Origin of the sequence: Streptomyces sp. NPDC048560, from assembly GCF_040650955.1 — a bacterium.
In the GTDB taxonomy this organism is placed as follows: Bacteria; Actinomycetota; Actinomycetes; order Streptomycetales; family Streptomycetaceae; genus Streptomyces.
The window spans coordinates 89,699-109,773 of the sequence record NZ_JBEZIJ010000007.1; the positions used below are offsets into that span (position 1 = coordinate 89,699).

Below are 20,075 nucleotides of genomic sequence, written 5' to 3' on the forward strand. Positions count from 1 at the left end.
TCCGGTGATCACCCTCGCCGCGTACAACGAGACCGTCTTCAGCGGCGCCCTGCTGATGGCCGTCCCCATCGCCCTGCTGGGCGGTCTCGTCTCGTTCTTCTCGCCCTGCGTCCTGCCGCTCGTGCCCGGCTACCTGAGTTACGTCACCGGGGTCAGCGGCACCGACCTGGCGGAGGCCCGGCGCGGCAGGGTGGTGGCGGGGGCCTCGCTCTTCGTCCTCGGCTTCAGCGCCGTGTTCGTCTCCAGCGGAGCGCTGTTCGGCTACTTCGGCCGTGACCTCCTGGAACACACCGTCGTGCTCAACCGCGTCCTCGGTGTGCTCATGATCCTCATGGGCGTCTTCTTCATGGGGCTCCTGCCGGGCGTGACGCAGCGCGAGTTCCGCTTCCACAAGCGGCCGGCGGCCGGTCTTGCCGGCGCGCCGCTGCTGGGCGCCCTGTTCGGAATCGGCTGGACACCCTGCATCGGCCCGACGCTCGCCTCCGTGATGACGCTCGCGCTCGACCAGGGGACCGCCGGACGCGGGGCGATACTGACCGTCGCGTACTGTCTGGGACTCGGTGTCCCGTTCGTCCTGGCGGCGGTCGCCTTCCGCAAGGCACTCGGCGCGTTCGGCTGGGTCAAGCGGCACTACGCATGGGTCATGCGCATCGGCGGCGGCATGATGATCGCGACCGGAATCCTCCTGCTGACGGGCGTCTGGGAGACGCTCATGCAGGAGATGCAGCTCTGGTCGACCGGCTTCACTGTGGGGATCTGAGTCCATGAGCAACACGAACACCACGGAAGAGCGCGAGCTCGGCGCGGCCGGGGAGGAGCTCTCCACCGCGCCGCGCGAGGAGTCCGCCGGCGCGCTTCCCGCGATGGGTGTCATCGGCTGGGCCCGCTGGTTCTGGCGGCAGCTCACCTCGATGCGGGTCGCACTGATCCTGCTGTTCCTGCTGTCGCTCGGCGCGATCCCCGGCTCGCTGATCCCGCAGAACAGCGTGGACGAGCTGAAGGTGCAGACCTTCCAGGACGCCCACACCACGGTCACGCCGATCTACGAGAAGCTCCAGCTGTTCGACGTCTACAGCTCGGTGTGGTTCTCCGCGATCTACATCCTGCTGTTCGTCTCCCTCATCGGCTGCATCGTCCCGCGCACCGGCCAGTTCGTCGGCCAGCTGCGCAGCCTCCCGCCCGGCGCCCCGAAGCGGCTCACCAGGCTTCCCGCGTACACGACGTGGCGTACCGAAGCCGGGCCGGAGCAGGTCCACGAGGCCGCGGCCGCCATCCTGCGCAAGCGGCGCTTCCGCTCGCACGCTGTGGGGGACGCGGTCGCCGCCGAGAAGGGCTATCTGCGCGAGGCCGGGAACCTGATGTTCCACATCGCGCTGATCGTGATGCTCGTGGCCTTCGCCGCCGGGCAGCTGTTCAAGTCCGAGGGCGGCAAGCTGATCGTCGAGGGCGACGGCTTCTCCAACACGCTCACGCAGTACGACGACTTCAAGTCCGGTTCGCTGTACGACACCGACTCGCTCGCCCCGTTCAGCTTCACCCTCGACGACTTCGTCGGGACGTACGAGAAGAACGGGCCGCAGCGCGGCACCCCGCGCACCTTCGAGGCCCGGGTGACGTACTCCGAGGGCGTCGACGGGAAGCCGGTCAAGTCGGTCATCCGCGTCAACGAACCGCTGGTCGTCGACGGCACCAAGATCTATCTGATCTCGCACGGCTACGCCCCGGTCGTCTCCGTCAAGGACGGCAAGGGCAAGGAGGTCTACCGGACCGCCGTACCCCTGCTGCCCATCGACAACAACATCACCTCGACCGGTGCGATCAAGGTGATGGACGGCTACCGCGACAGGAACGGTGAGAAGACCCAGCTGGGCTTCGAGGCGTTCTTCGTCCCGACGTTCGCCGGTGCGGGCAAGGGCACGATGTTCTCGCAGTTCCCCGGCGCGGAGTTCCCGGTGCTGGCCCTCAACGGCTTCCACGGCAGCCTCGGCGTGGACTCGGGCCTGCCGCAGAACGTGTACCAGCTGGACTCCACCAAGATGAAGGAGTTCAAGGACGCCGGCGGGCAGAAGCTGAAGAAGCGGCTGCTGCCCGGCGAGACGATGGAACTGCCCGACGGCGCCGGCTCGATCACCTTCGAGAGCGTCGAGGAATGGGCCAGCTTCCAGGTCTCCGAGCAGCCCGGCACCGGCTGGGCGCTGGGCGGGTCGATCGCCGCGATCGCCGGGCTCGCCGGTTCGCTGTTCATCCAGCGCCGCCGCGTCTGGGTCCGGGCGGTACGGGGAGCGGACGGCGTCACCGTCGTCGAGATGGCCGGTCTGGGCCGGTCCGAGTCCGCGAAACTCCCCGAGGAGCTGGCCGATCTCGCGGTCGAGCTCAACAGTGTGGCGCCCACGGCGCCCGATGCCACGAACGACCCGGGGAGCGATTCCGGGGCCGGTCCCGAAGTACCTTCCGAAGAACCTGCCGAAGGGGCTGAGAAGTGAATCTCGCCGCCGCAACCAACGAGAGCCTGGCGCACACCAGCAATGTGCTGATCTATTCGTCGATGGCCGTCTACACCCTGGCCTTCTTCGCGCACATCGCGGAGTGGGTGTTCGGCAGTCGCAGCAAGGTCGGCCGTACCGCCGCCGCGCTGGCCGGGAAGCAGGCCGCCGCGGGGCCCGCGGTGACGGTGCAGGTGGCGCAGAAGGGCGGCGCCACCGCCGTCATGGACCGCCCGAAGGTCGTGACGCGTTCCGCGGCCGGGACCCGGGACGTCCCGGACGGTCCGGGTGCGGCCGGCGGCACGTTCAAGGGTGACCTGTGGGGGCGGATCGCGGTCTCGCTGACCGTGGTGGCCTTCCTCGTCGAGGCCGGCGGGGTCGTCGCCCGCGCGATGTCGGTGCAGCGGGCCCCCTGGGGCAACATGTACGAGTTCTCGATCACCTTCTCCACGGTGGCGGTCGGCACGTACCTCATCCTGCTCGCGCTGAAGAAGAACGTCCGGTGGATGGGCCTCATGCTCGTCACCACGGTCCTGCTGGACCTGGGCATCGCGACCACGACGCTGTACACGGACAGCGACCAGCTGGTGCCCGCGCTGCACTCCTACTGGCTGTGGATCCACGTCTCCACCGCGATCATCTGCGGCGCCGTGTTCTACCTCGGTGCGGTGGGCACGCTGCTCTACCTGTTCCGCGACAGCTACGAGAGCAAGCTCGCCAACGGCGGGTCGCCCGGCGCGTTCGCCCGGTCCGTGCTGGAGCGGCTGCCGTCGGCGGCGAGCCTGGACAAGTTCTCGTACCGCATCAACGCCGCCGTCTTCCCGCTGTGGACGTTCACGATCATCGCGGGGGCGATCTGGGCGGGCGACGCGTGGGGACGGTACTGGGGCTGGGACCCCAAGGAGGTCTGGTCCTTCATCACGTGGGTCGCCTACGCGTGCTACCTCCACGCGCGGGCCACTGCCGGATGGAAGGGGCGCAAGGCGGCGTACCTGGCGCTCATCGCGTTCGGCTGCTGGCTGTTCAACTACTACGGCGTGAACATCTTCGTCACCGGCAAGCACTCGTACGCGGGCGTGTAGCGGAGGGCGTGGGCGGGGCCGTCGCCTGACCGGGGCGGGCCGGGCTGTCGCGCCGGACCTGTCCGGGTGCGGCACCCTGGATGTATGAGTGCGATCGAGCGCGGCCCCGGCGAGACGCGCGACGACGGTACGCAGGTGCTGAGGTTCACGGTGCGGCTGCCCCATCCCGTTCCGAGGGTGTGGGCGGCCGTTGCCGGTTCCGGGGGGCTGGCGAGCTGGCTCGCCGTCGCCGAGCCGTTCGAGCCGCGCATCGGCGGGGCGGTCACCCTGCGCGGGCTGGGCGCCGGACCTGAGGAGGCCGGCGCCGACGTCTCCGGCACTGTCACCGCCTGGGACGTCGAGCGGGTCGCCGAGTACACCTTCGGAGCGCCGCACGGCCGTATCCGCTTCCATCTGGAACCGCCGCGCGGCGACCACGTCGTACTCCGCTTCACGCACGAGTTCTCCGGCGACGAAGAACAGCGTGCGCGACGGGCCGACGTCTGGGACGCGCGCTTCACACGGCTCGTCGCCGCACTCGACGGGCGGGACGCGGCAGCCCTCCGCTGAGGGCTGTCTCCCTCAGCGGCCCGACGGCGGCAGACAACGGCGGTCCGGCGGGTGGCCCTCCGGCCAGGCGATCTCCACGAAGCGCTGCACACCCCGGTCCGTCAGCTCGACCACCGGAACGGCCTTGTTGTACGGGTTCCCGTGGTTGTCCAGGCAGATCCAGCCGCTGGCCCCCGCCACCTTCAGCGAGGACTTCACCTGGGGCCACTGGTTGCCCACATCCGTCTTCGTGGGCAGGCGCCTGCCGTCCGGGGTCGCCTGGCGGATGCCGTGCACGGCCATCGCCATCGCGTCGTACGCGATGATCACCTGGCCGTCCGTCATGGTGGCCCGGCCCGTCGGGCCGATCGGGCCGGCCGGCTTCTTCGCCACCTGGGCGAGCAGTTCCTCGAAGGCCCGGAAGTCCTGGGCCGAGCCGCCCGTAGCCGGGACCGGTGCGCCCTTCCTGGCGACCCAGGCGTCCGGGTGCGCCAGCGAGGCGTAGCGAACGGTCACCTTCCGGGTGAGCGCCTTCCGGTCCAGCTTCTCGTCCCCGCCGAGGTAGGAACCCTCGTCGCCGGTGAGCACGGTGAACGCCCGGTTCTGACAGCCGCGCCGCCCCAGCTCGTTGATGAACTGCCGCAGCTGGGTGTGCCGGCCGGCGAAGAACACCGTCTCGGCGTCCGTGTCGCAGATCAGGTGCGTGATCTGCTTGAACGTGTTGGACGTGGTGCCCTCGTCCGTGGCGTCCGGGGGCGAGGTGAACAGCTGCGCCTCGTACTTCGTGCCCTTCACCAGCGCCGTGAACGCCGCCTTCAGGGTGTCCGTGTAGTGGTCCCCGGTACGCGTGTCCTCGACCAGCAACGCCTTGTCGGCCTCGACCTTCCCGAACTGCGCCAGCGCCCGCGCCTCGTCCCGGTTGGTGGGCGAGACCCGCGCGAGGCCGGGGAACGGGTCCCCGCCCGGCCCGTTGGCGATGTCGTCGGCCGTGATCGTGGTGCCGACGACGGCGATCCGGGCCTTCGTCAGCGCCTGCACCGCGAGCTTCACCTCGGAGCTGCTGGTGGCGACCCCCGACACGGCCCGCAGATGGTCCGGCGCGTCCGTCATGGTCTTCAGCCGGTCGACCGTGGGTTCCCAGAAGGCGTTGTTCTTACCGGTGTTGGCCAGCACCAGCCGGATCTTCGGAACCTGCGCGTTCGACAGGTGGTTGGCCCGGTACTGCTCCGCGAACGCACCCTGGAGTTCGCGCCGCATCTTCGTCCCCAGGGACGGATCGCTCGACGTCAGGGGCAGCAGGAGGGCGACGGTGGCGTACTCGCCCGCCTTCAGCCCCCGGTTCTCCCGGCCGATCGCCGAGGCGACCTCCGTGAGGTTGTCCATCCCGAAGTCGTAGCCCGAGCCGGACACCCCCACGCACTCGTCGCTGCCCGCGGGGCGCTCCACGCCGGGCACGCAGCCCCGGTCCTCGGGCGTGGTCACGCGGTCGACGCCGTACCACCCGGCACCCGTCACGAGCGCGCCGACGAGGACGCCCGTGACGATCCTCTGCCGGGTCGTGTACCAGACGCGATAACGCAGCGGATTACGCATCGGAGTCACCGTCCCCCTGTCGGTCCCGTCGGTCCCGTCGGTCCTGCGCCCCGTCCGGCGGGCTTCCCGGCGGCATGGACAGCGGTCGCCATGCCCTGATGTCCCGCGGCCAGTGCGTCGCCGCGTCCCACAGCACGGCGTTGCCCGTCAGATGCCTACCGGACAGCTGCCGCAGCTCGTGCGCCATCTTGTCGGTCACCTCGTCGTCCGGCAGGGCCAGCGGATCGGAGAGCAGCCACACGCCGTGCAGCAGCCGCCGCATCCGCAGCTGGAGCTCGGCCGCCTCCTCGTCCAGCCCGGCAAGACCCGTCCGCACGTCGGGCAGCGGCCCCGCGGCCACGTCCTGGCCGAGTGCCACCGCCCGCCGTGGATCGGGCCCGTGCGCCCCGCGTTCGCGTGGGCAGGGCGCCGAGGCGATGAGCCGCAGCTCGCCGAGCCAGCCCTGGACGTCGGGACGCGGGAAACGCACCCGCAGATGGGTCACGCACGCCGCGTCCCGGCCCAGCAGCAGCTCTTCGTGCAGCCGGTGCGGGGCGCTCGCCGCGCTCCCCGCCTGGTACACCTCGCGGAGCGACTCGTGGACCGCGCGCCACACGGCGTACAGCGGATGGTCGTCGTCCTGGAAGCGCAGCCGGTGCAGCAGCAGCGACCGCAGCAGCGGGTCGGCCACGAAGTGGTCGGGGCCCACCTGCCAGTCCTCCGCGCGCAGTACGTCCCGCACCCTCAGCGCCACGTCACCGTCCATGGACTCGCCGCGCAGCCGGAGCCTGGCCAGCAGTCTGGCCGACTCCTCGCCGTGCGCCGCGGCCAGCACGCACAGGACGTCCAGGCGCTGTCCGGGCAGCAGACGCCGCAGCAGTTCGTCCGCCAGCCGTACCGGCTCCGTGTCCTCGCGGATCCGCACCGTGCGGTCCAGCAGCGCGCCCGGCACCAGCGAGCCCGGCCGGTCAGCATCGCCCGCCGCCTGGGCGAACAGCGCCACACCCAGCGGCCGGCCGCCCGTCAGCCGGTGCACCCCGCGTGCCAGACCGGCCGGTGTACGGGCCTCGGGATCGTGGCGCTCCAGTGCCGCCTGGGTGTGCGCGGCGCTCAGCGGGGTGAGGCCGACCGCGAGAATCCCCGAGGTCACCTCCGTGCCGCGGGTCCAGTGCGAGGCGTGCGCGACCTCCGGCAGCCGGTGGTGGACGGCGTGCCGCAGCCCCTCGTGGTCACGGGTGCGGGAGGCGGCGAAGAAGACGATCTGGTCGCGGCGGCCCGCCGCGCGCGCCCGCAGCACGGGCTCGACGAGCTGCCGGCCGAGCGCGTTGTGCGCGTTGTCGAGGAGGATCACCGGGCGGCCCCGGCGCATTCCCAGCGCCGTTCCCCGGTAGGCGCGGTACAGGTCCTCGACCAGCGCCCCGACGAGGTGGTCCTCGGCCCGGCGGCGCAGGTCCCCGCCCCGCTCGAAGTCGACCGCGAGCTGCCGCAGCCCGATCCGGCCGTCGCCCCCGGCGTGCGGATAGGCGCCGTACCAGTCGACGGTACGGCGCTGGAACCGGCTGAACGTCTCCTCCAGCACCGACTCCACGGTCGCCTCGGCGATCAGCCCGGCCAGCGGCGCCACCGCGTCGAACGCCGTCGCCGCGAGCTTCGTCAGCACCTTGGTGACCCAGCCCTGCGCCGCTCCCGGGCGGGAGTCCACGGTCGCGAGCACCGGACCGAGCGACTGGAGGTCACGCTGAGCCTGTGTCTCGTCCTCACGGCTCCAGGCGATCGAGGCCACTGCCACGAGGCCCAGGCTGAGCCGGGGGAACTGCACCGGCTTCGCCGCCCGCACCCTCGGCGTCAGCTGTACGGCCAGCTCGGGCAGCGCCCCGGTGACCGGCGTCCAGCCCGGCCCCGGCTCCTGGGGCGGCGCGACCGCCTCGCAGTCGATCAGGGCGACCGGGGTGATCTCCCGGTACACATGGCGCAGTTGCTTGAGCGTCGCGGTCTTGCCCATGCCGCGGCCACCGGTCAGCGCGACCACCGGCGGATCGTCACGGTGCTCGTACGGCGCCTTGGCCGAGCCGTACGGAGTGAGACCCGTCAGACGTGCGGCCAGGCCGTCGTTGCCGAAAATCGCCTCGCGTCCGTACAGCTCTCTGTCCACCGCACCCCCAGTGCCGACACCCCGTACGACCTGTCACAGCGTCAACAACAGCGTAGACGCGGGGCGTTGGGGGCGGGTGAAGATTTTCGAACGATTGAGCCCAATCGTGACCGGCGGCGCCCGGCGTCGTGGCTCAGCCCTTCGGGGGCGTCGGGTCCTCGGCGGTCCCGCCCTCGCCGTCACCGCGCTTCAGCTCTTCCTCGCGGCGGCGCAGGTCCGCCTCCCAGTCCTTCAGGACGGACTCGTCCTTCTCGTTCTCGTCCTTGAGCGACTTCAGGAAGTCCGGGTTGTCGTCGGGCGCCACCCACGTCCGGCGGTGGTTGCGGTGCCACTCCGAAGGCGTACGGCCTCCCTCGGGCGGAACGCGCAGCTTTCCGGCGGCGAGCCACACGATCGGGCCCACGATCCAGAACAGCAGGATGATGAAGACCCAGGCCACCTTCGGCAGGTGCTTGGCCTCGTCCTCCGGGGTGTTCAGACAGTCGATGAACGCGTAGATCGTCAGTGCCAGCGGCAGGAGGTAGATCAAGGCCCTGAGCATGGTGGAAGGGTCCCCCGAGAAGAGGTGAGGGGGCGCACTGTCCCGCCCCGGTGACGGGCCCAGGGTAGCGGGTGGCCGATACTGGGTGGCATGGCTTACGACGATCTTCGCTCCCTGCTCCGGGCTCTGGAGCGCGAGGGCGATCTCAAGCGCATCAAGGCCGAGGTCGACCCGCACCTGGAGGTCGGCGAGATCGTCGACCGGGTGAACAAGGCGGGCGGGCCAGCCCTGCTCTTCGAGAACGTCAAGGGGGCGACCATGCCCCTGGCCATGAACGTCTTCGGGACGGACCGGCGGCTCCTCAAGGCGCTCGGGCTGAAGTCGTACGCCGAGATCAGCGACAAGATCGGCGGGCTGCTCAGGCCGGAGCTGCCGCACGGTTTCGTCGGGGTCCGCGAGGCGTTCGGGAAGCTCGGCTCGATGGTGCACGTGCCGCCGAAGAAGGTGAAGTCCGGGGACGCTCCCGTCCAGGAGGTCGTCCTCACCGGCGACGACGTGGACCTGGACCAGCTGCCCGCGCTCTTCACCTGGCCGAAGGACGGCGGCTCCTTCTTCAACCTGGGGCTCACGCACACCAAGCACCCCGAGACCGGCATCCGGAACCTGGGGCTCTACCGCCTCCAGCGCCACGACAAGCGCACCATCGGTATGCACTGGCAGATCCACAAGGACAGCCGCAACCACTACCAGGTCGCAGCGAAGCGCGGTGAGCGGCTGCCCGTCGCGATCGCGTTCGGGGCGCCGCCCGCCGTGACGTACGCCTCCACCGCGCCGCTGCCCGGCGACATCGACGAGTACCTCTTCGCCGGCTTCATCCAGGGCAAGCGGATCGAGATGGTCGACTGCAAGACCGTGCCGCTCCAGGTCCCCGCGCACGCCGAGGTCGTCATCGAGGGGTGGCTGGAGCCGGGGGAGATGCTGCCGGAGGGGCCGTTCGGTGACCACACCGGCTTCTACACGCCGCAGGAACCGTTCCCCGCGCTGACGATCGACTGCGTCACCATGCGCAAGCGTCCGCTGATCCAGTCGATCGTCGTGGGCCGGCCGCCGACCGAGGACGGGCCGCTCGGCCGGGCCACGGAGCGTTTCTTCCTGCCCCTCCTGAAGATCATCGTGCCGGACATCGTGGACTACCACCTGCCCGAGGCCGGCGGATTCCACAACTGCGCGATCGTCTCGATCGACAAGAAGTACCCGAAGCACGCGCAGAAGGTCATGAGTGCCATCTGGGGCGCGCACATGATGTCGCTGACCAAGCTGATCGTGATCGTGGACTCCGACTGCGACGTGCACGACCTCCACGAGGTGGCCTGGCGGGCGCTCGGGAACACCGACTACGCGCGTGACCTGACCGTCGCCGAGGGGCCGGTCGATCACCTCGACCACGCCTCCTACCAGCAGTTCTGGGGCGGCAAGGCGGGGATCGACGCGACGAGGAAGTGGCCCGAGGAGGGCTACACCCGCGACGGCGGCTGGCCCGACATGGTCGAGTCCGACGCGGAGACGGCCGCGAAGGTCGACCGGCGCTGGAAGGAGTACGGCCTGTGACCGCATCGGCCGCCGCCCTGCCCGTGCCCGGCAGGACCAAGGCGTTCCTCCGGCTGGTGATGATCGAGCACTCGGTCTTCGCGCTGCCCTTCGCGTACATCGCCGCACTGACCGCCATGTTCCAGCTGGACGAGAACATCCACTGGGGCACGCTGCTGCTCGTCACGCTCGCGATGGTCGGGCTGCGCACGTTCGCGATGGCCGCCAACCGCATCATCGACCGGGAGATCGACGCCCGGAACCCCCGTACCGCGAGCCGTGAGCTGGTCACCGGCGCGGTGTCCGTGAGGTCGGCGTGGACCGGGGCCCTGATCGCGCTCGTCGTCTTCCTCGGCGCGGCGGCCCTGCTGAACCCGCTCTGCCTGGCGCTGGCGCCGCTCGCCGTGGTTCCGATGGTCGTCTACCCGTACGGCAAGCGGTTCACGAACTTCCCGCACGCCATCCTGGGTCTCGCCCAGGCCATGGGGCCGGTCGGCGCCTGGCTCGCGGTGACGGGCACCTGGTCGTGGGACGCGGTGATCCTGGGGCTGGCCGTCGGCATCTGGATCGGCGGCTTCGACCTGATCTTCGCCTGCCAGGACGTGCAGGCCGACCGGGCGCACGGCGTGCGTTCGTTCCCCGCGCGCTTCGGGATTCCGGCGGCCCTGTGGGGCGCGCGGGTCTGCCACGTCGTGACGACCGGGATGCTGGTCTGGTTCGGCCTCGCCACCGGGGCGGAGCTCCTCTACTGGATCGGCATGGTGATCGTCGCCGTCGCCTTCGTGTACGAGCACCGGGTGGTGCGCCCGCACGACCTGTCCCGGCTCAACCGGGCGTTCTTCTCGGTGAACGGCTTCATCGGCATGGCGCTGTTCGCGTGCGCGCTGCTGGATCTGCTGGTGCGTGGCCTCACGCCGTGACGGTGGTCGCGGACGCGCGGGGACGGCGGAAGACGAAGGCCGCCGTCACCCCGCCGATCAGCCCGAACAGGTGGCCCTGCCAGCTGATTCCGGAGTCGGTCGGCAGGACGCCCCAGAGGATCGAGCCGTAGACCGCGGCGATGATCACGCCGGTCACGATGTCGAGCGGGCGCCGGTCGACGAAGCCGCGGACCAGCAGATAGCCGAAGAGGCCGAAGACCACTCCGGACGCGCCGAGCGTCACGGTGTGGGACGGGGCGGTCAGCCAGACGCCCAGGCCGCCGATCACGATGACGGTGAGGACGACGGCGGCGAACCGGCGCAGTCCGGCGAGCGCCGCGATGAAGCCGAGCACCAGCAGCGGGACGCTGTTGGACGCCACGTGGTCCCAGCCGCTGTGCAGGAAGGCGGACGGTACGACGTCGAGCAGCTCCGAGGGTTCGCGCGGGCTGATGCCGTAGGTGTCGAGCGAGTGGTCCGCCGCCGTGTCGATGCCTTCCAGCACCCACAGCAGGGCCACCCAGCCCAGCATCAGCGCGCCGGCGGCGACGGCCCGCGCGCCGGTGGTCCTGGTGGTGGCGGAGTTACGGATGCCGGTCATGGCTCCCCCTGTCCGGGGCCCGCACGGTCCTGGCCCTCATCTGTCGGAACGCCCCGGGGCCCTGGCTCGGTTCCTCATGCGGGGCGCCGGATAGGCTCACAGATGTGAATTCCGGGACTTCGATGAGTCAACAGCAGCGGCGGCCTTGGATTGTCGGGGTGTCCGGTGCGTCCGGGACGCCGTTCGCGGCCTCGGTTCTGCGCGGACTGCTGGCAGCGGGGGAGAGCGTGGACCTCGTGGTCAGCCGCGCCTCGCGGCTGACCCTCCTGGACGAGACCGGGATCGCCTTCCGGGACGCGCACTGGCGCGAGGATCTGCGCGGATGGCTGGCGCGGGGAGCTGACGGGAAGCCGGACACCTTCGCGGTGAGCCAGGCGGAACTCGACCGGGTACGGCACTGGGCGGCCGGTGATCTGGCGGCCGGGCCGTCCTCGGGGTCGTACCCGGCGCAGGGGATGCTGATCGTGCCGGCGTCGACGGCCTGTGTGGCCGGGGTGGCGCTGGGTCTGTCGAAGGATCTGCTGCAGCGGGCCGCGAGCGTGACGCTCAAGGAGCGGCGGAAGCTGGTCGTCGCGGTGCGCGAGACCCCGCTGAGTGGTCAGACGCTGAAGCAGATGGTGGCCCTGGACGAGGCGGGCGCCGTGGTGCTGCCCGCCTCTCCGGCGTTCTACGCGGGTGCGACGCACATCCAGGATCTGGTGGACTTCGTCGCGGGCCGGGTGCTGGACGCGGCGGGGGTGCCGCATCAGCTCTACCGCCGCTGGGAGGGAGAGCTCGGTGGCTCCCGGTCCTCGTAGCGGGTGGGCGTCAGCGCTTCTTGGCCGGGCGCGGGGTCCGGGCCTTGTCGATCCGGTAAGCGGCGGCGGGCTGGTGGGCACGCGAGCGGTTGGCCAGGTCCTGCAGCTCGCGCATCCGGGCGTAGGCCATCTCGATCGTGTACACGGTGAAGATCACTCCTGAAGATTCGAAAGCGTTTCTGGGATGTTCTGAAAGATTTGCAGGGCTTGAGGCCTGCGTGCCTTAGATTCTATACGTAAACTCGCGGTACTGCTGAACAATGGAAGGTTTCAGTCATATGGACGCGGTGGACAGGCAGCTCATCCAGGCCCTCAGGGAGAACGGCAGGGCCTCGTATGCCGAGCTGGGACGGCTCGTAGGGCTCTCCGGGCCCAGCGTCACCGACCGCATCAACCGGCTGGAAACCGCCGGTGTCATCACCGGCTACCGCGCCACCGTCGACTCCGCGTCGCTGGGTCTCGGCGTCACGGCACTGATCGGCATCTCGCTCTCCGACGCGGCCGACCACGAGGACGTGGCGCACCGGCTGAAGGACCTGGCGGAGATCGAGGACTGCTGGTTCATCGCGGGCGACGACTCGTACATGCTCAAGGTCCGGGTCGGTGACGTGGACGGCCTGGAGAAGACGATCCGCAGGCTGAGCGGCACGAAGGGGGTCTCCCGGACGCGTACGACGATCGTGCTGTCCACGAAGTGGGAGAACCGGGTCGGGGAACTTCCTGAGGAGTCGTAGGCGTACGGTGGTCGAAGCCTGTTACACGGAGATATGGGAGGCGCCCTAGTGGACGCGGGACTCAAGCGCGAGCTGGAGGATAAGGTCCGGGCCGGCGAGCGGCTGACCCGCGAGGACGGGATCGCCCTCTACGAGTCCGACGACCTGGCGTGGCTCGGCGGACTGGCGCACGAGGTGCGCACGCGTAAGAACGGCGACGTCGTTCACTTCAACGTCAACCGTCACCTCAACATGACGAACGTCTGCACCGCGTCCTGCGCGTACTGCTCGTTCCAGCGCAAGCCGGGCGAGAAGGACGCGTACACGATGCGTATCGAGGAGGCCGTCCGCCTCGCCAAGGCGATGGAGAACGAGAACCTCACCGAGCTGCACATCGTCAACGGGCTGCACCCCACCCTCCCGTGGCGTTACTACCCCCGCTCGCTCAGCGCGCTGAAGGAAGCCCTGCCGAACGTGGGGCTGAAGGCGTTCACGGCGACGGAGATCCACCACTTCGAGACGATCTCCGGGCTCACCGCCTCCGAGATCCTCGACGAGCTGATCGAGGCCGGTCTGGAATCGCTGACCGGCGGCGGCGCGGAGATCTTCGACTGGGAGGTCCGCCAGCACATCGTCGACCACAACACCCACTGGGAAGACTGGTCGCGCATCCACCGTCTCGCGCACGAGAAGGGGCTCAAGACCCCGGCGACGATGCTGTACGGGCACATCGAGGAGCCCCGTCACCGCGTCGACCACGTGCTGCGGCTGCGGGAGATGCAGGACGAGACCGGTGGTTTCCAGGTCTTCATCCCGCTGCGCTACCAGCACGACTTCGTGGACATGAAGGACGGCAAGGTCCGCAACAAGCTCCAGGCGCGGACGACGATGGCGACGGGCGCGGAGGCGCTGAAGACCTTCGCGGTCTCGCGGCTCCTGTTCGACAACGTGCCGCACGTCAAGGTCTTCTGGGTCATGCACGGCGTGCAGACCGCCCAGCTCGCGCTGCAGCACGGCGCCGACGACATGGACGGCTCGGTCGTCGAGTACAAGATCACGCATGACGCCGACAACTACGGCACGCCGAGCAAGCTGGGCCGTGAGGACCTGCTGGAGCTGATCCGAGACGCGGGCTTCCGGCCTGTCGAGCGGAACACCCGGTACGAGATCCTGCGCGAGTACCCGGGCCCGGAGGCGGGCCGGCGCGAGGAGCCGCAGCCGATGCGTGTCTGAGGCCCCTGTGTGACCTGTGGGAGAGCCCCGGCCGCCGGCCGGGGCTTTCTCGCCTTTCGGACACTGTTTGAGGGCCCTGGATGTAATAGTTAATATTCAACTATGACGCTTACGTTCGAGCTGGACCCCGTCTTCGACCGGCCCCTGCACGACGGCATCACCGCGCTCTGGGCCGATGTCACCGACGCGGGCGGCGCCGTCGGTTTCGTGCCGCCCGCGCAGCCCGAGGAGATCCGGCACGAACTGCTCAAGCACCTCACCGCGATCACCGAGGGCCGCACGCGGCTGCTCGTCGGCCACGACGAGGACGGCGCCGTCGCCGCCACCGCCTTCCTCGCCCGCACGACCCACCGGCTGATGACCCACTGGGTCCTCCTGCACACGGTCATGGTCCATCCGCGCCTCCAGGGTCACGGCCTCGGCCGGGAACTCATGGCGGCGGCGGCCGGCGCGGCCCGCGGGATGGACGGCATCGAGGCCATCCGCCTGACCTGCCGGGGCGGCACCGGGGCCGACCGCTTCTACGCCTCCTGCGGCTACAAGGAGGTGGGCCGCGTGCCCGGCGCGATCCGGGTCGCTCCCGGCGACGACCGCGACGACATCACGATGCTGCTGCCGCTGGTTCCCTGAACCCCTTCCCCCGGCCCCGCGCGGGAGCCCCCTGAACCACGTGAATTCGGGTCATGCTTCACTGGTCGGGCAGGATTTTCGACGTGTAGTACGTAGAGAGAGGGTCAGCCGTGTCCGCTGCCAAGCCGAGCGCAACGATCCGGTACACCGCGCTGCGCCTGTTGATCTTCGTCGGCTGCTTCTTCGCCGCCGGTGTGGCGGTCCACTTCGGACTCCTGCCGGCCGGCCTCAAGGGCTCCAACTTCATCTGGGTCATGCTGCTCGGCCTGCTGCTCTCGGCGCCGCTCAGCTTCGTGCTCCTGCGTAAGCAGCGTGACGAGATGTCCGAGCAGCTCGTCACGAAGGTCGACCGGACGAAGGCGCGCCTGGAGTCCAACCGGACCCGCGAGGACGCCGTCCAGTAAGGCGTCCGACGGTAAGCGGAACGTAAGCTTCCTCACATCCGCGCACTTCCGTGCCCTCGGGCACCCCGAGCCCCAGCCAGGAGCCACCGCTCCAGTGCTGGGGTTCCGTCGTTTCCGGCGAGGCGCGAGCGGGTCTCGGGCCGCCTTCGTGCCAAAGAAGACCTTTGAGGTTCTCAAAGTACAAGTGTTAACGTGTTCGACATGAAGACAGCTGTGCGCCCCCGTCATGCCGCGAGCACTCCGCTCGTGGCGCGCCTGCATGTCGATCTCTGCCGCTGTATGTCCGCGGTCTGTTGCCGCAACGTCTGAACCGGCATCATGCAGCGGCGCCGCCCCCCTTCGCGGGCGCCGCACCCCGTCCCCGTTCGACCGCACGTCCGTACGTATGTCCCGTGCGTCCCGCTGCGTCCCCAACAGGAGTGTGTACGTGTCCGCGAACTCCGCGTCCACCACCACCGGCACCGGTGAGCCCACCGGTACCGGCACCGGTTTCCGCATACCCAAGGTCCCCTTCTGGGTCCAGATCGTCGCCGGTCTGTTCCTCGGTGTCCTCCTCGGCTGGCTCGCCCGCAGCCAGGACATCGACTGGCTCTACACCACGCTCGACCAGGTCGGCCACATCTTCGTCCAGCTGCTGAAGCTGGCCGTCGCGCCCCTCGTCTTCTTCGCGATCCTGGTGTCGATCACCAACCTGCGCAAGGTCAACAACGCCGCAAGGCTGGCCAGCCGCACCCTGCTCTGGTTCATGATCACCTCACTGATCGCCGTGGCCATCGGCCTCGGGATCGGCCTGGTCACCAACCCGGGTTCGGGCACCGGCCTCACCCCGAAGGACGGCTCCAAGCCCGAGAGCGCGGGTTCCTGGCTCGACTTCCTGACCGGCATCATCCCGACGGACGTCATCACGCCGTTCACCGAGCTGAACGTCCTGCAGATCGTCTTCATGGCCGCCGTCGCCGGTATCGCCGCGCTCCAGCTCGGTGACAAGGCCAAGCCGATCCTGGCCCTCAGCGAGTCGATCCTGGAGCTCCTCCAGAAGGCCCTGTGGTGGGTCATCCGCCTCGCCCCGATCGGCACCGTCGGCCTCATCGGCTACGCGATCGCCGACTACGGCTGGGACCTGATCGGCAAGTACGCGACGTTCACCGCCGACGTCTACATCGGTTGCGCCCTGGTGATGTTCGTCGTCTACCCGCTGCTGCTCGCGACGGTCGCCAAGGTCAGCCCGCTGCAGTTCTTCAAGGGCGCCTGGCCCGCGATCCAGCTGGCCTTCGTCTCCCGCTCCTCGGTCGGCACGATGCCCGTCACCCAGAAGGTCACCGAGCGTCTCGGTGTCCCGAAGGAGTACGCGTCCTTCGCGGTGCCGTTCGGCGCCACCACGAAGATGGACGGCTGCGCCGCGATCTACCCGGCGCTGGCGGCGATCTTCATCGCGCAGATCTTCGACGTGCAGCTGGGTATCGGCGACTACATCCTGATCGCGTTCGTCTCGGTCATCGGTTCGGCGGCCACCGCCGGTCTCACCGGAGCGACGGTCATGCTCACGCTGACCCTCTCGACGCTCGGCCTCCCGCTGGAGGGCGTCGGCCTGCTGCTGGCGATCGACCCGATCCTGGACATGATGCGTACCGCCACGAACGTGGCGGGACAGGCGCTGGTCCCGGTGATCGTCGCCTCCCGCGAGGGCATCCTCGACCACGACGCGTACAACTCGGCCTCGGCCTCCCCGGTCGACGCGTTCGAGGACGCCGACGCCCGGGCGGACGTCGACGCGGACGCGGATGCGGACGTCAAGGACGCGGTACCGGTCCCCGCGTAACGCACCACGCTGTGACGCTCAAGTGCCCCGGATCAGCCGATCCGGGGCACTCGTGCGTCCGGCGCCCGTGGGGTCCGGCGCCCGTGCGGGTCAGGGGCTGACGAACCTGACGTCCGGGTTGCCCGGCGTCGGGCCGTCCAGGAGCGGCCGGTGGATGCCGCGCAGGTGCTGGTCGAAGAAGGCCGTGACGTACTCCCGTGTGAGGGTCATCGAACGGTCGCCGGAGATGGGCGTCGCGGGGTCCTCGATGCCGAGCTGCTGGGCGATCACGGGGGTATCGGTGAAGGTGAAGTGGCCGGCGCCGTCGACCGTCAGCCAGCGCTTCCAGCCGTCCAGGGCCGGCCAGCCGCCGTCCCAGCTGTCGTCGCCGCCGGGGCTGTGGCCGGCGGTGGAGCCGAGCATCATGAACGGCCGGCCGCCGAGGCCGGAGGAGGGCACAGGGTCGGCGAAGGTACCGTCCATGTTGATCCCGGCGCGCACGCGCGGATCGGTGGCCATCGTCGACACGGCGGCGGCGCCGCCGATGGAGTGCCCCGCCACCCCGATCCGCCGATGGTCGATGACGCCGGACCCGCGCCAGGCAGGGTGGCGGCCGGTCAGCCGGTCGATGACGAACGACAGGTCCCTGGCCCGGCCCTCCGAGACCAGCTTCATGCCCTCGCGCCCGGTCCCGCTCACCCGGTCGCAGGCGACGCAGGTGAGCATCCTTCCTCCGGGGAAGGCTGAGCCGGACGACTCGTAGGCGTGGTCGACGAGTGCCACGACGTATCCACGGCTCGCCAGTTCCTCGGCGAGGCCGGTGAGGGTCGTACGCGGGGTGGAGAAGCCGGGGGAGAGCACCACCAGCGGGAAGCGGCCCCGGGCGGCGGGGGCGTGGGTGCGGGCGTACGTGCGGGTGGTCGCGACGGCGGCGGCGGGGACGGCGTCCTCCAGTCCGTTGGCCGCCAGCAGCAGCCTGGCCTCCTCCGTGGTCATGTACGGAGCGGGTCCGCCGCCGGTGCCCGGGCGCGCCGGGTAGGTGACGGACACCATCAGCTCCCGTGCGCCCGCTTCGGGGACCCAGGGGTCGGGGCGGCTCGTGTCGGTCAGATGCAGGGTGTCGCGGCCGGTCGCGTACGGGCCGGTGGGGCGGGGCAGTTCGAGTAACGAGGCGGCGAGGGGGGCGGGTTCGGAGGCCGGCGCGGTGGTCGCCGTGGATCGTGCCGTGGTGGCGGCGGTGGCCGTTGCGGGTGTCGCGAGGAGCAGGGTCAGGGCGAGCGCCGTGACGGCTGCCCGGCTGCGGTGACTGGTCATGCGCGCAACGCTAGGACGGGCGGTGTGGACGCCACATCCGTCCCGCGGGCTAGGGGGTGTCAGACCGTGGAGGGAGGCCGGGGAGCCGGATTCCCCTATGGCCGTCGGGGGGCAGGCCCGGGCGGTGCGGGGGTGGTGAGTGAAGGGCGCTCGAGGGTCGCTTTCGGCCAGGGAAGCGGAACTGTTCGTACGGGGGGCGGGGGTCCCGCGACATACTCTTGCCGAGGAGTGGCACAGCCGGGGGTGGGAGGATTATGTCGTGGGTGTTGTGAAGAGCAAACGGATGCCACGCGCCGTGCGCGAGCGGCAGATGATGGATGCGGCGGTGCGGACGTTCGGGCAGCTCGGCTACCGGGCCGCCTCGATGGACGAGATCGCGGAGCTGGCCGGGGTGTCCAAACCCCTGGTCTACCTGTACCTGAACTCCAAGGAGGAACTCTTCACCGCCTGTATCCGCCGCGAGGCGAAGGCGCTGGTGGAAGCGGTACAGGCCGGAGCGGATCCAGGGCTTCCGGCCGACCGGCAACTCTGGGCCGGGCTGCGGGCGTTCTTCACGCACACGGCGGAGAACCCGGACGGCTGGGCAGTGCTGAACCGCCAGGCGCGGACGCACGGGGAGCCGTTCGCCACCGAGGTCCTGGTGATGCGGGACGAGATCGTTGCGTTCGTGACGGGTCTGATCGGTGCCGCGGCGCGTGAGGTGCACCGCGATCCGGCGCTCCCGGACCGGGATGTCGCAGGGCTGGCGCAGGCGCTGGTGGGGGCCGCGGAGTCGCTGGCCGGATGGGCGAACGACACCCCTGGTGTCTCGGCGAAGGAGGCCGCGGCGACCCTGATGAACTTCTCCTGGGCCGGCCTGGAGAGCCTGATGAACGGCCGGCCCTGGCAGCCGCGGACCTGAGAGGGACCACCTGCTCAGGGCGCGTCCTGGGCCGTCCTTCCGGTGAGGTGGACGCGGCCGGTGGCGTCGCGCAGCTCGAACGCGCTCCCCGTGCGGGTGCTGTCAGGGCCGTCCGTGCTGTCCGCCGCGTACGTCACGGTGGACGGCAGCGGGACGGGCGCCCTGAAGTCGGCCCGCACCTGCCGGACCCGGCCCGGTTCGCCGGTCTCGGCGAGACAGCGGGCGACGGTCCACATGCCGTGCGCGATGGGCCGGGGGAATCCGAACAGCCGGGCGGTGAGCGGATACAGGTGGATGGGATTGCGGTCGCCGGACACGGCGCCGTACCGCCGCCCGAGATCCGCGGCCAACGGCCACTCGGCGACGGCGGGCGGCGGGGCGGGCGGCGGGGCCGCCGGCGGCGGCGCGGACTCCGTACCGCGCGGAGTCCCGTGACGCGACAGGTAGCCGCTCCGTGACTCCCACACCAGTTCACCCGCGATCCGCGCCTCCGTCGCCACCGTGACCTCGGTTCCCCGTCGGTGGCCGGTCAACTCGTCGGCGTACACGCTGAGTTCCAGCACGTCCTGCGGCCGCAGGACCCGGTGGCGGGTGATCTCGATCCAGGTGTGGACGAGCCCCACGACGGGCAGCGGGAAGGCCCGGTCCGTCATCAGCCGCATGGCCGGGGCGAAGCCCAGGACGTGGGGGTACGTGAGCGGCAGTGCGCCCGACTCGGAGAAGCCGCAGATCCTGCTGTACGCGGCGAGGTGGCCGGGCGCCACGGGAGCCGGCGGGAGGGTGATCCGGGCGGCGGGCAGTCCGGCTCCGGGCCGGCCCGGCCGCTTGAACGGGGAGGTGACGGCCCCGCGTACGAGGGAGGCGATCGGGCTCGGCATC

The 20,075-nt window shown here is 70.3% G+C and carries 20 protein-coding genes; 13 read left to right on the top strand and 7 right to left on the bottom strand.

Annotated features, from left to right (window positions below; genetic code table 11):
- Nucleotides 1-55 precede the first annotated feature (55 nt).
- The 4 genes from AB0C82_RS19670 (at nt 56) to AB0C82_RS19685 (ending at nt 4,114) form a co-directional block, all read left to right on the top strand.
- Entirely contained in the window at nt 56-760 is a 705-nt protein-coding gene (locus tag AB0C82_RS19670; RefSeq protein ID WP_362844193.1) for a cytochrome c biogenesis protein CcdA, read from the top strand.
- Nucleotides 761-764: 4 nt separating this feature from the next.
- A complete protein-coding gene (locus tag AB0C82_RS19675) occupies nt 765-2,483 on the top strand; it encodes a cytochrome c biogenesis protein ResB (RefSeq protein ID WP_362843422.1) in 1,719 nt (572 codons plus the stop codon).
- Nucleotides 2,480-3,565, top strand: coding sequence for a c-type cytochrome biogenesis protein CcsB (ccsB, locus tag AB0C82_RS19680; RefSeq protein ID WP_362843425.1), 1,086 nt, complete (start codon nt 2,480-2,482; stop codon nt 3,563-3,565). The genes AB0C82_RS19675 and ccsB overlap by 4 nt, the downstream gene beginning before the upstream one ends.
- 84 nt (nt 3,566-3,649) lie before the next feature.
- Nucleotides 3,650-4,114 carry an SRPBCC domain-containing protein gene (locus AB0C82_RS19685; protein WP_362843428.1) on the top strand — a complete coding sequence of 155 codons (465 nt, stop codon included), beginning with the start codon at nt 3,650-3,652 and terminating at the stop codon, nt 4,112-4,114.
- Nucleotides 4,115-4,126: 12 nt separating this feature from the next.
- On the opposite strand, the gene AB0C82_RS19690 is transcribed toward AB0C82_RS19685, so the two are convergent.
- The 3 genes from AB0C82_RS19690 to AB0C82_RS19700 form a co-directional block, all read right to left on the bottom strand.
- On the bottom strand, nt 4,127-5,686 hold the full coding sequence (locus AB0C82_RS19690; protein WP_362843430.1) for a hypothetical protein: 1,560 nt from the start codon (nt 5,684-5,686) through the stop codon (nt 4,127-4,129).
- The gene (locus AB0C82_RS19695; protein WP_362843433.1) at nt 5,679-7,817 is read right to left on the bottom strand and encodes a hypothetical protein; all 2,139 of its coding nucleotides are present in this window, start codon (nt 7,815-7,817) and stop codon (nt 5,679-5,681) included. Before AB0C82_RS19695 ends, AB0C82_RS19690 begins: the two co-directional genes overlap by 8 nt.
- A gap of 133 nt (nt 7,818-7,950) precedes the next feature.
- Complete coding sequence (locus tag AB0C82_RS19700; RefSeq protein WP_362843435.1) at nt 7,951-8,358, bottom strand: PLD nuclease N-terminal domain-containing protein; 408 nt, start codon at nt 8,356-8,358, stop codon at nt 7,951-7,953.
- Between the two features lie 90 nt (nt 8,359-8,448).
- On the opposite strand from AB0C82_RS19700, the gene AB0C82_RS19705 reads away from it, so the two are divergent.
- Nucleotides 8,449-9,906, top strand: a complete 1,458-nt coding sequence (locus AB0C82_RS19705; protein ID WP_362843438.1) for a menaquinone biosynthesis decarboxylase — start codon at nt 8,449-8,451, stop codon at nt 9,904-9,906.
- On the top strand, nt 9,903-10,805 hold the full coding sequence (mqnP, locus tag AB0C82_RS19710; RefSeq protein WP_362843440.1) for a menaquinone biosynthesis prenyltransferase MqnP: 903 nt from the start codon (nt 9,903-9,905) through the stop codon (nt 10,803-10,805). The genes AB0C82_RS19705 and mqnP overlap by 4 nt, the downstream gene beginning before the upstream one ends.
- Here mqnP and AB0C82_RS19715 read toward each other — a convergent pair.
- Nucleotides 10,795-11,406 carry a rhomboid family intramembrane serine protease gene (locus AB0C82_RS19715; protein WP_362843443.1) on the bottom strand — a complete coding sequence of 204 codons (612 nt, stop codon included), beginning with the start codon at nt 11,404-11,406 and terminating at the stop codon, nt 10,795-10,797. The genes mqnP and AB0C82_RS19715 overlap by 11 nt on opposite strands.
- Before the next feature lie 122 nt (nt 11,407-11,528).
- Between AB0C82_RS19715 and AB0C82_RS19720 the strand changes: the two genes are divergently transcribed.
- Complete coding sequence (locus AB0C82_RS19720) at nt 11,529-12,203, top strand: UbiX family flavin prenyltransferase (protein ID WP_362844196.1); 675 nt, start codon at nt 11,529-11,531, stop codon at nt 12,201-12,203.
- Between the two features lie 10 nt (nt 12,204-12,213).
- Here AB0C82_RS19720 and AB0C82_RS19725 read toward each other — a convergent pair whose 3' ends face one another.
- On the bottom strand, nt 12,214-12,360 hold the full coding sequence (locus AB0C82_RS19725; RefSeq protein WP_362843446.1) for a hypothetical protein: 147 nt from the start codon (nt 12,358-12,360) through the stop codon (nt 12,214-12,216).
- A gap of 121 nt (nt 12,361-12,481) precedes the next feature.
- On the opposite strand from AB0C82_RS19725, the gene AB0C82_RS19730 reads away from it, so the two are divergent.
- The 5 genes from AB0C82_RS19730 to AB0C82_RS19750 all read left to right on the top strand — a co-directional run bounded on the left by AB0C82_RS19730 (nt 12,482) and on the right by AB0C82_RS19750 (nt 17,002).
- Nucleotides 12,482-12,937, top strand: a complete 456-nt coding sequence (locus AB0C82_RS19730) for an Lrp/AsnC family transcriptional regulator (RefSeq protein WP_030803885.1) — start codon at nt 12,482-12,484, stop codon at nt 12,935-12,937.
- Nucleotides 12,938-12,985: 48 nt separating this feature from the next.
- Complete coding sequence (mqnE, locus tag AB0C82_RS19735) at nt 12,986-14,149, top strand: aminofutalosine synthase MqnE (protein WP_362843449.1); 1,164 nt, start codon at nt 12,986-12,988, stop codon at nt 14,147-14,149.
- Nucleotides 14,150-14,251: 102 nt separating this feature from the next.
- Nucleotides 14,252-14,779 (top strand): GNAT family N-acetyltransferase, encoded by a 528-nt coding sequence (locus AB0C82_RS19740; protein ID WP_362843452.1) that lies wholly within the window; start codon nt 14,252-14,254, stop codon nt 14,777-14,779.
- 110 nt (nt 14,780-14,889) lie between these two features.
- Nucleotides 14,890-15,183, top strand: coding sequence for a DUF4229 domain-containing protein (locus AB0C82_RS19745; protein ID WP_362843455.1), 294 nt, complete (start codon nt 14,890-14,892; stop codon nt 15,181-15,183).
- A gap of 427 nt (nt 15,184-15,610) precedes the next feature.
- Nucleotides 15,611-17,002, top strand: coding sequence for a dicarboxylate/amino acid:cation symporter (locus AB0C82_RS19750; protein WP_362843458.1), 1,392 nt, complete (start codon nt 15,611-15,613; stop codon nt 17,000-17,002).
- Between the two features lie 90 nt (nt 17,003-17,092).
- Here the strand turns inward: AB0C82_RS19750 and AB0C82_RS19755 are convergent, their stop codons facing one another.
- Nucleotides 17,093-18,295 (bottom strand): alpha/beta hydrolase, encoded by a 1,203-nt coding sequence (locus tag AB0C82_RS19755; RefSeq protein ID WP_362843461.1) that lies wholly within the window; start codon nt 18,293-18,295, stop codon nt 17,093-17,095.
- A gap of 283 nt (nt 18,296-18,578) precedes the next feature.
- On the opposite strand from AB0C82_RS19755, the gene AB0C82_RS19760 reads away from it, so the two are divergent.
- Nucleotides 18,579-19,196 (top strand): TetR/AcrR family transcriptional regulator, encoded by a 618-nt coding sequence (locus tag AB0C82_RS19760; protein ID WP_362844198.1) that lies wholly within the window; start codon nt 18,579-18,581, stop codon nt 19,194-19,196.
- A gap of 14 nt (nt 19,197-19,210) precedes the next feature.
- Here the strand turns inward: AB0C82_RS19760 and AB0C82_RS19765 are convergent, their stop codons facing one another.
- Complete coding sequence (locus AB0C82_RS19765; protein WP_362843464.1) at nt 19,211-20,074, bottom strand: MaoC/PaaZ C-terminal domain-containing protein; 864 nt, start codon at nt 20,072-20,074, stop codon at nt 19,211-19,213.
- Nucleotide 20,075: the final 1 nt, after the last annotated feature.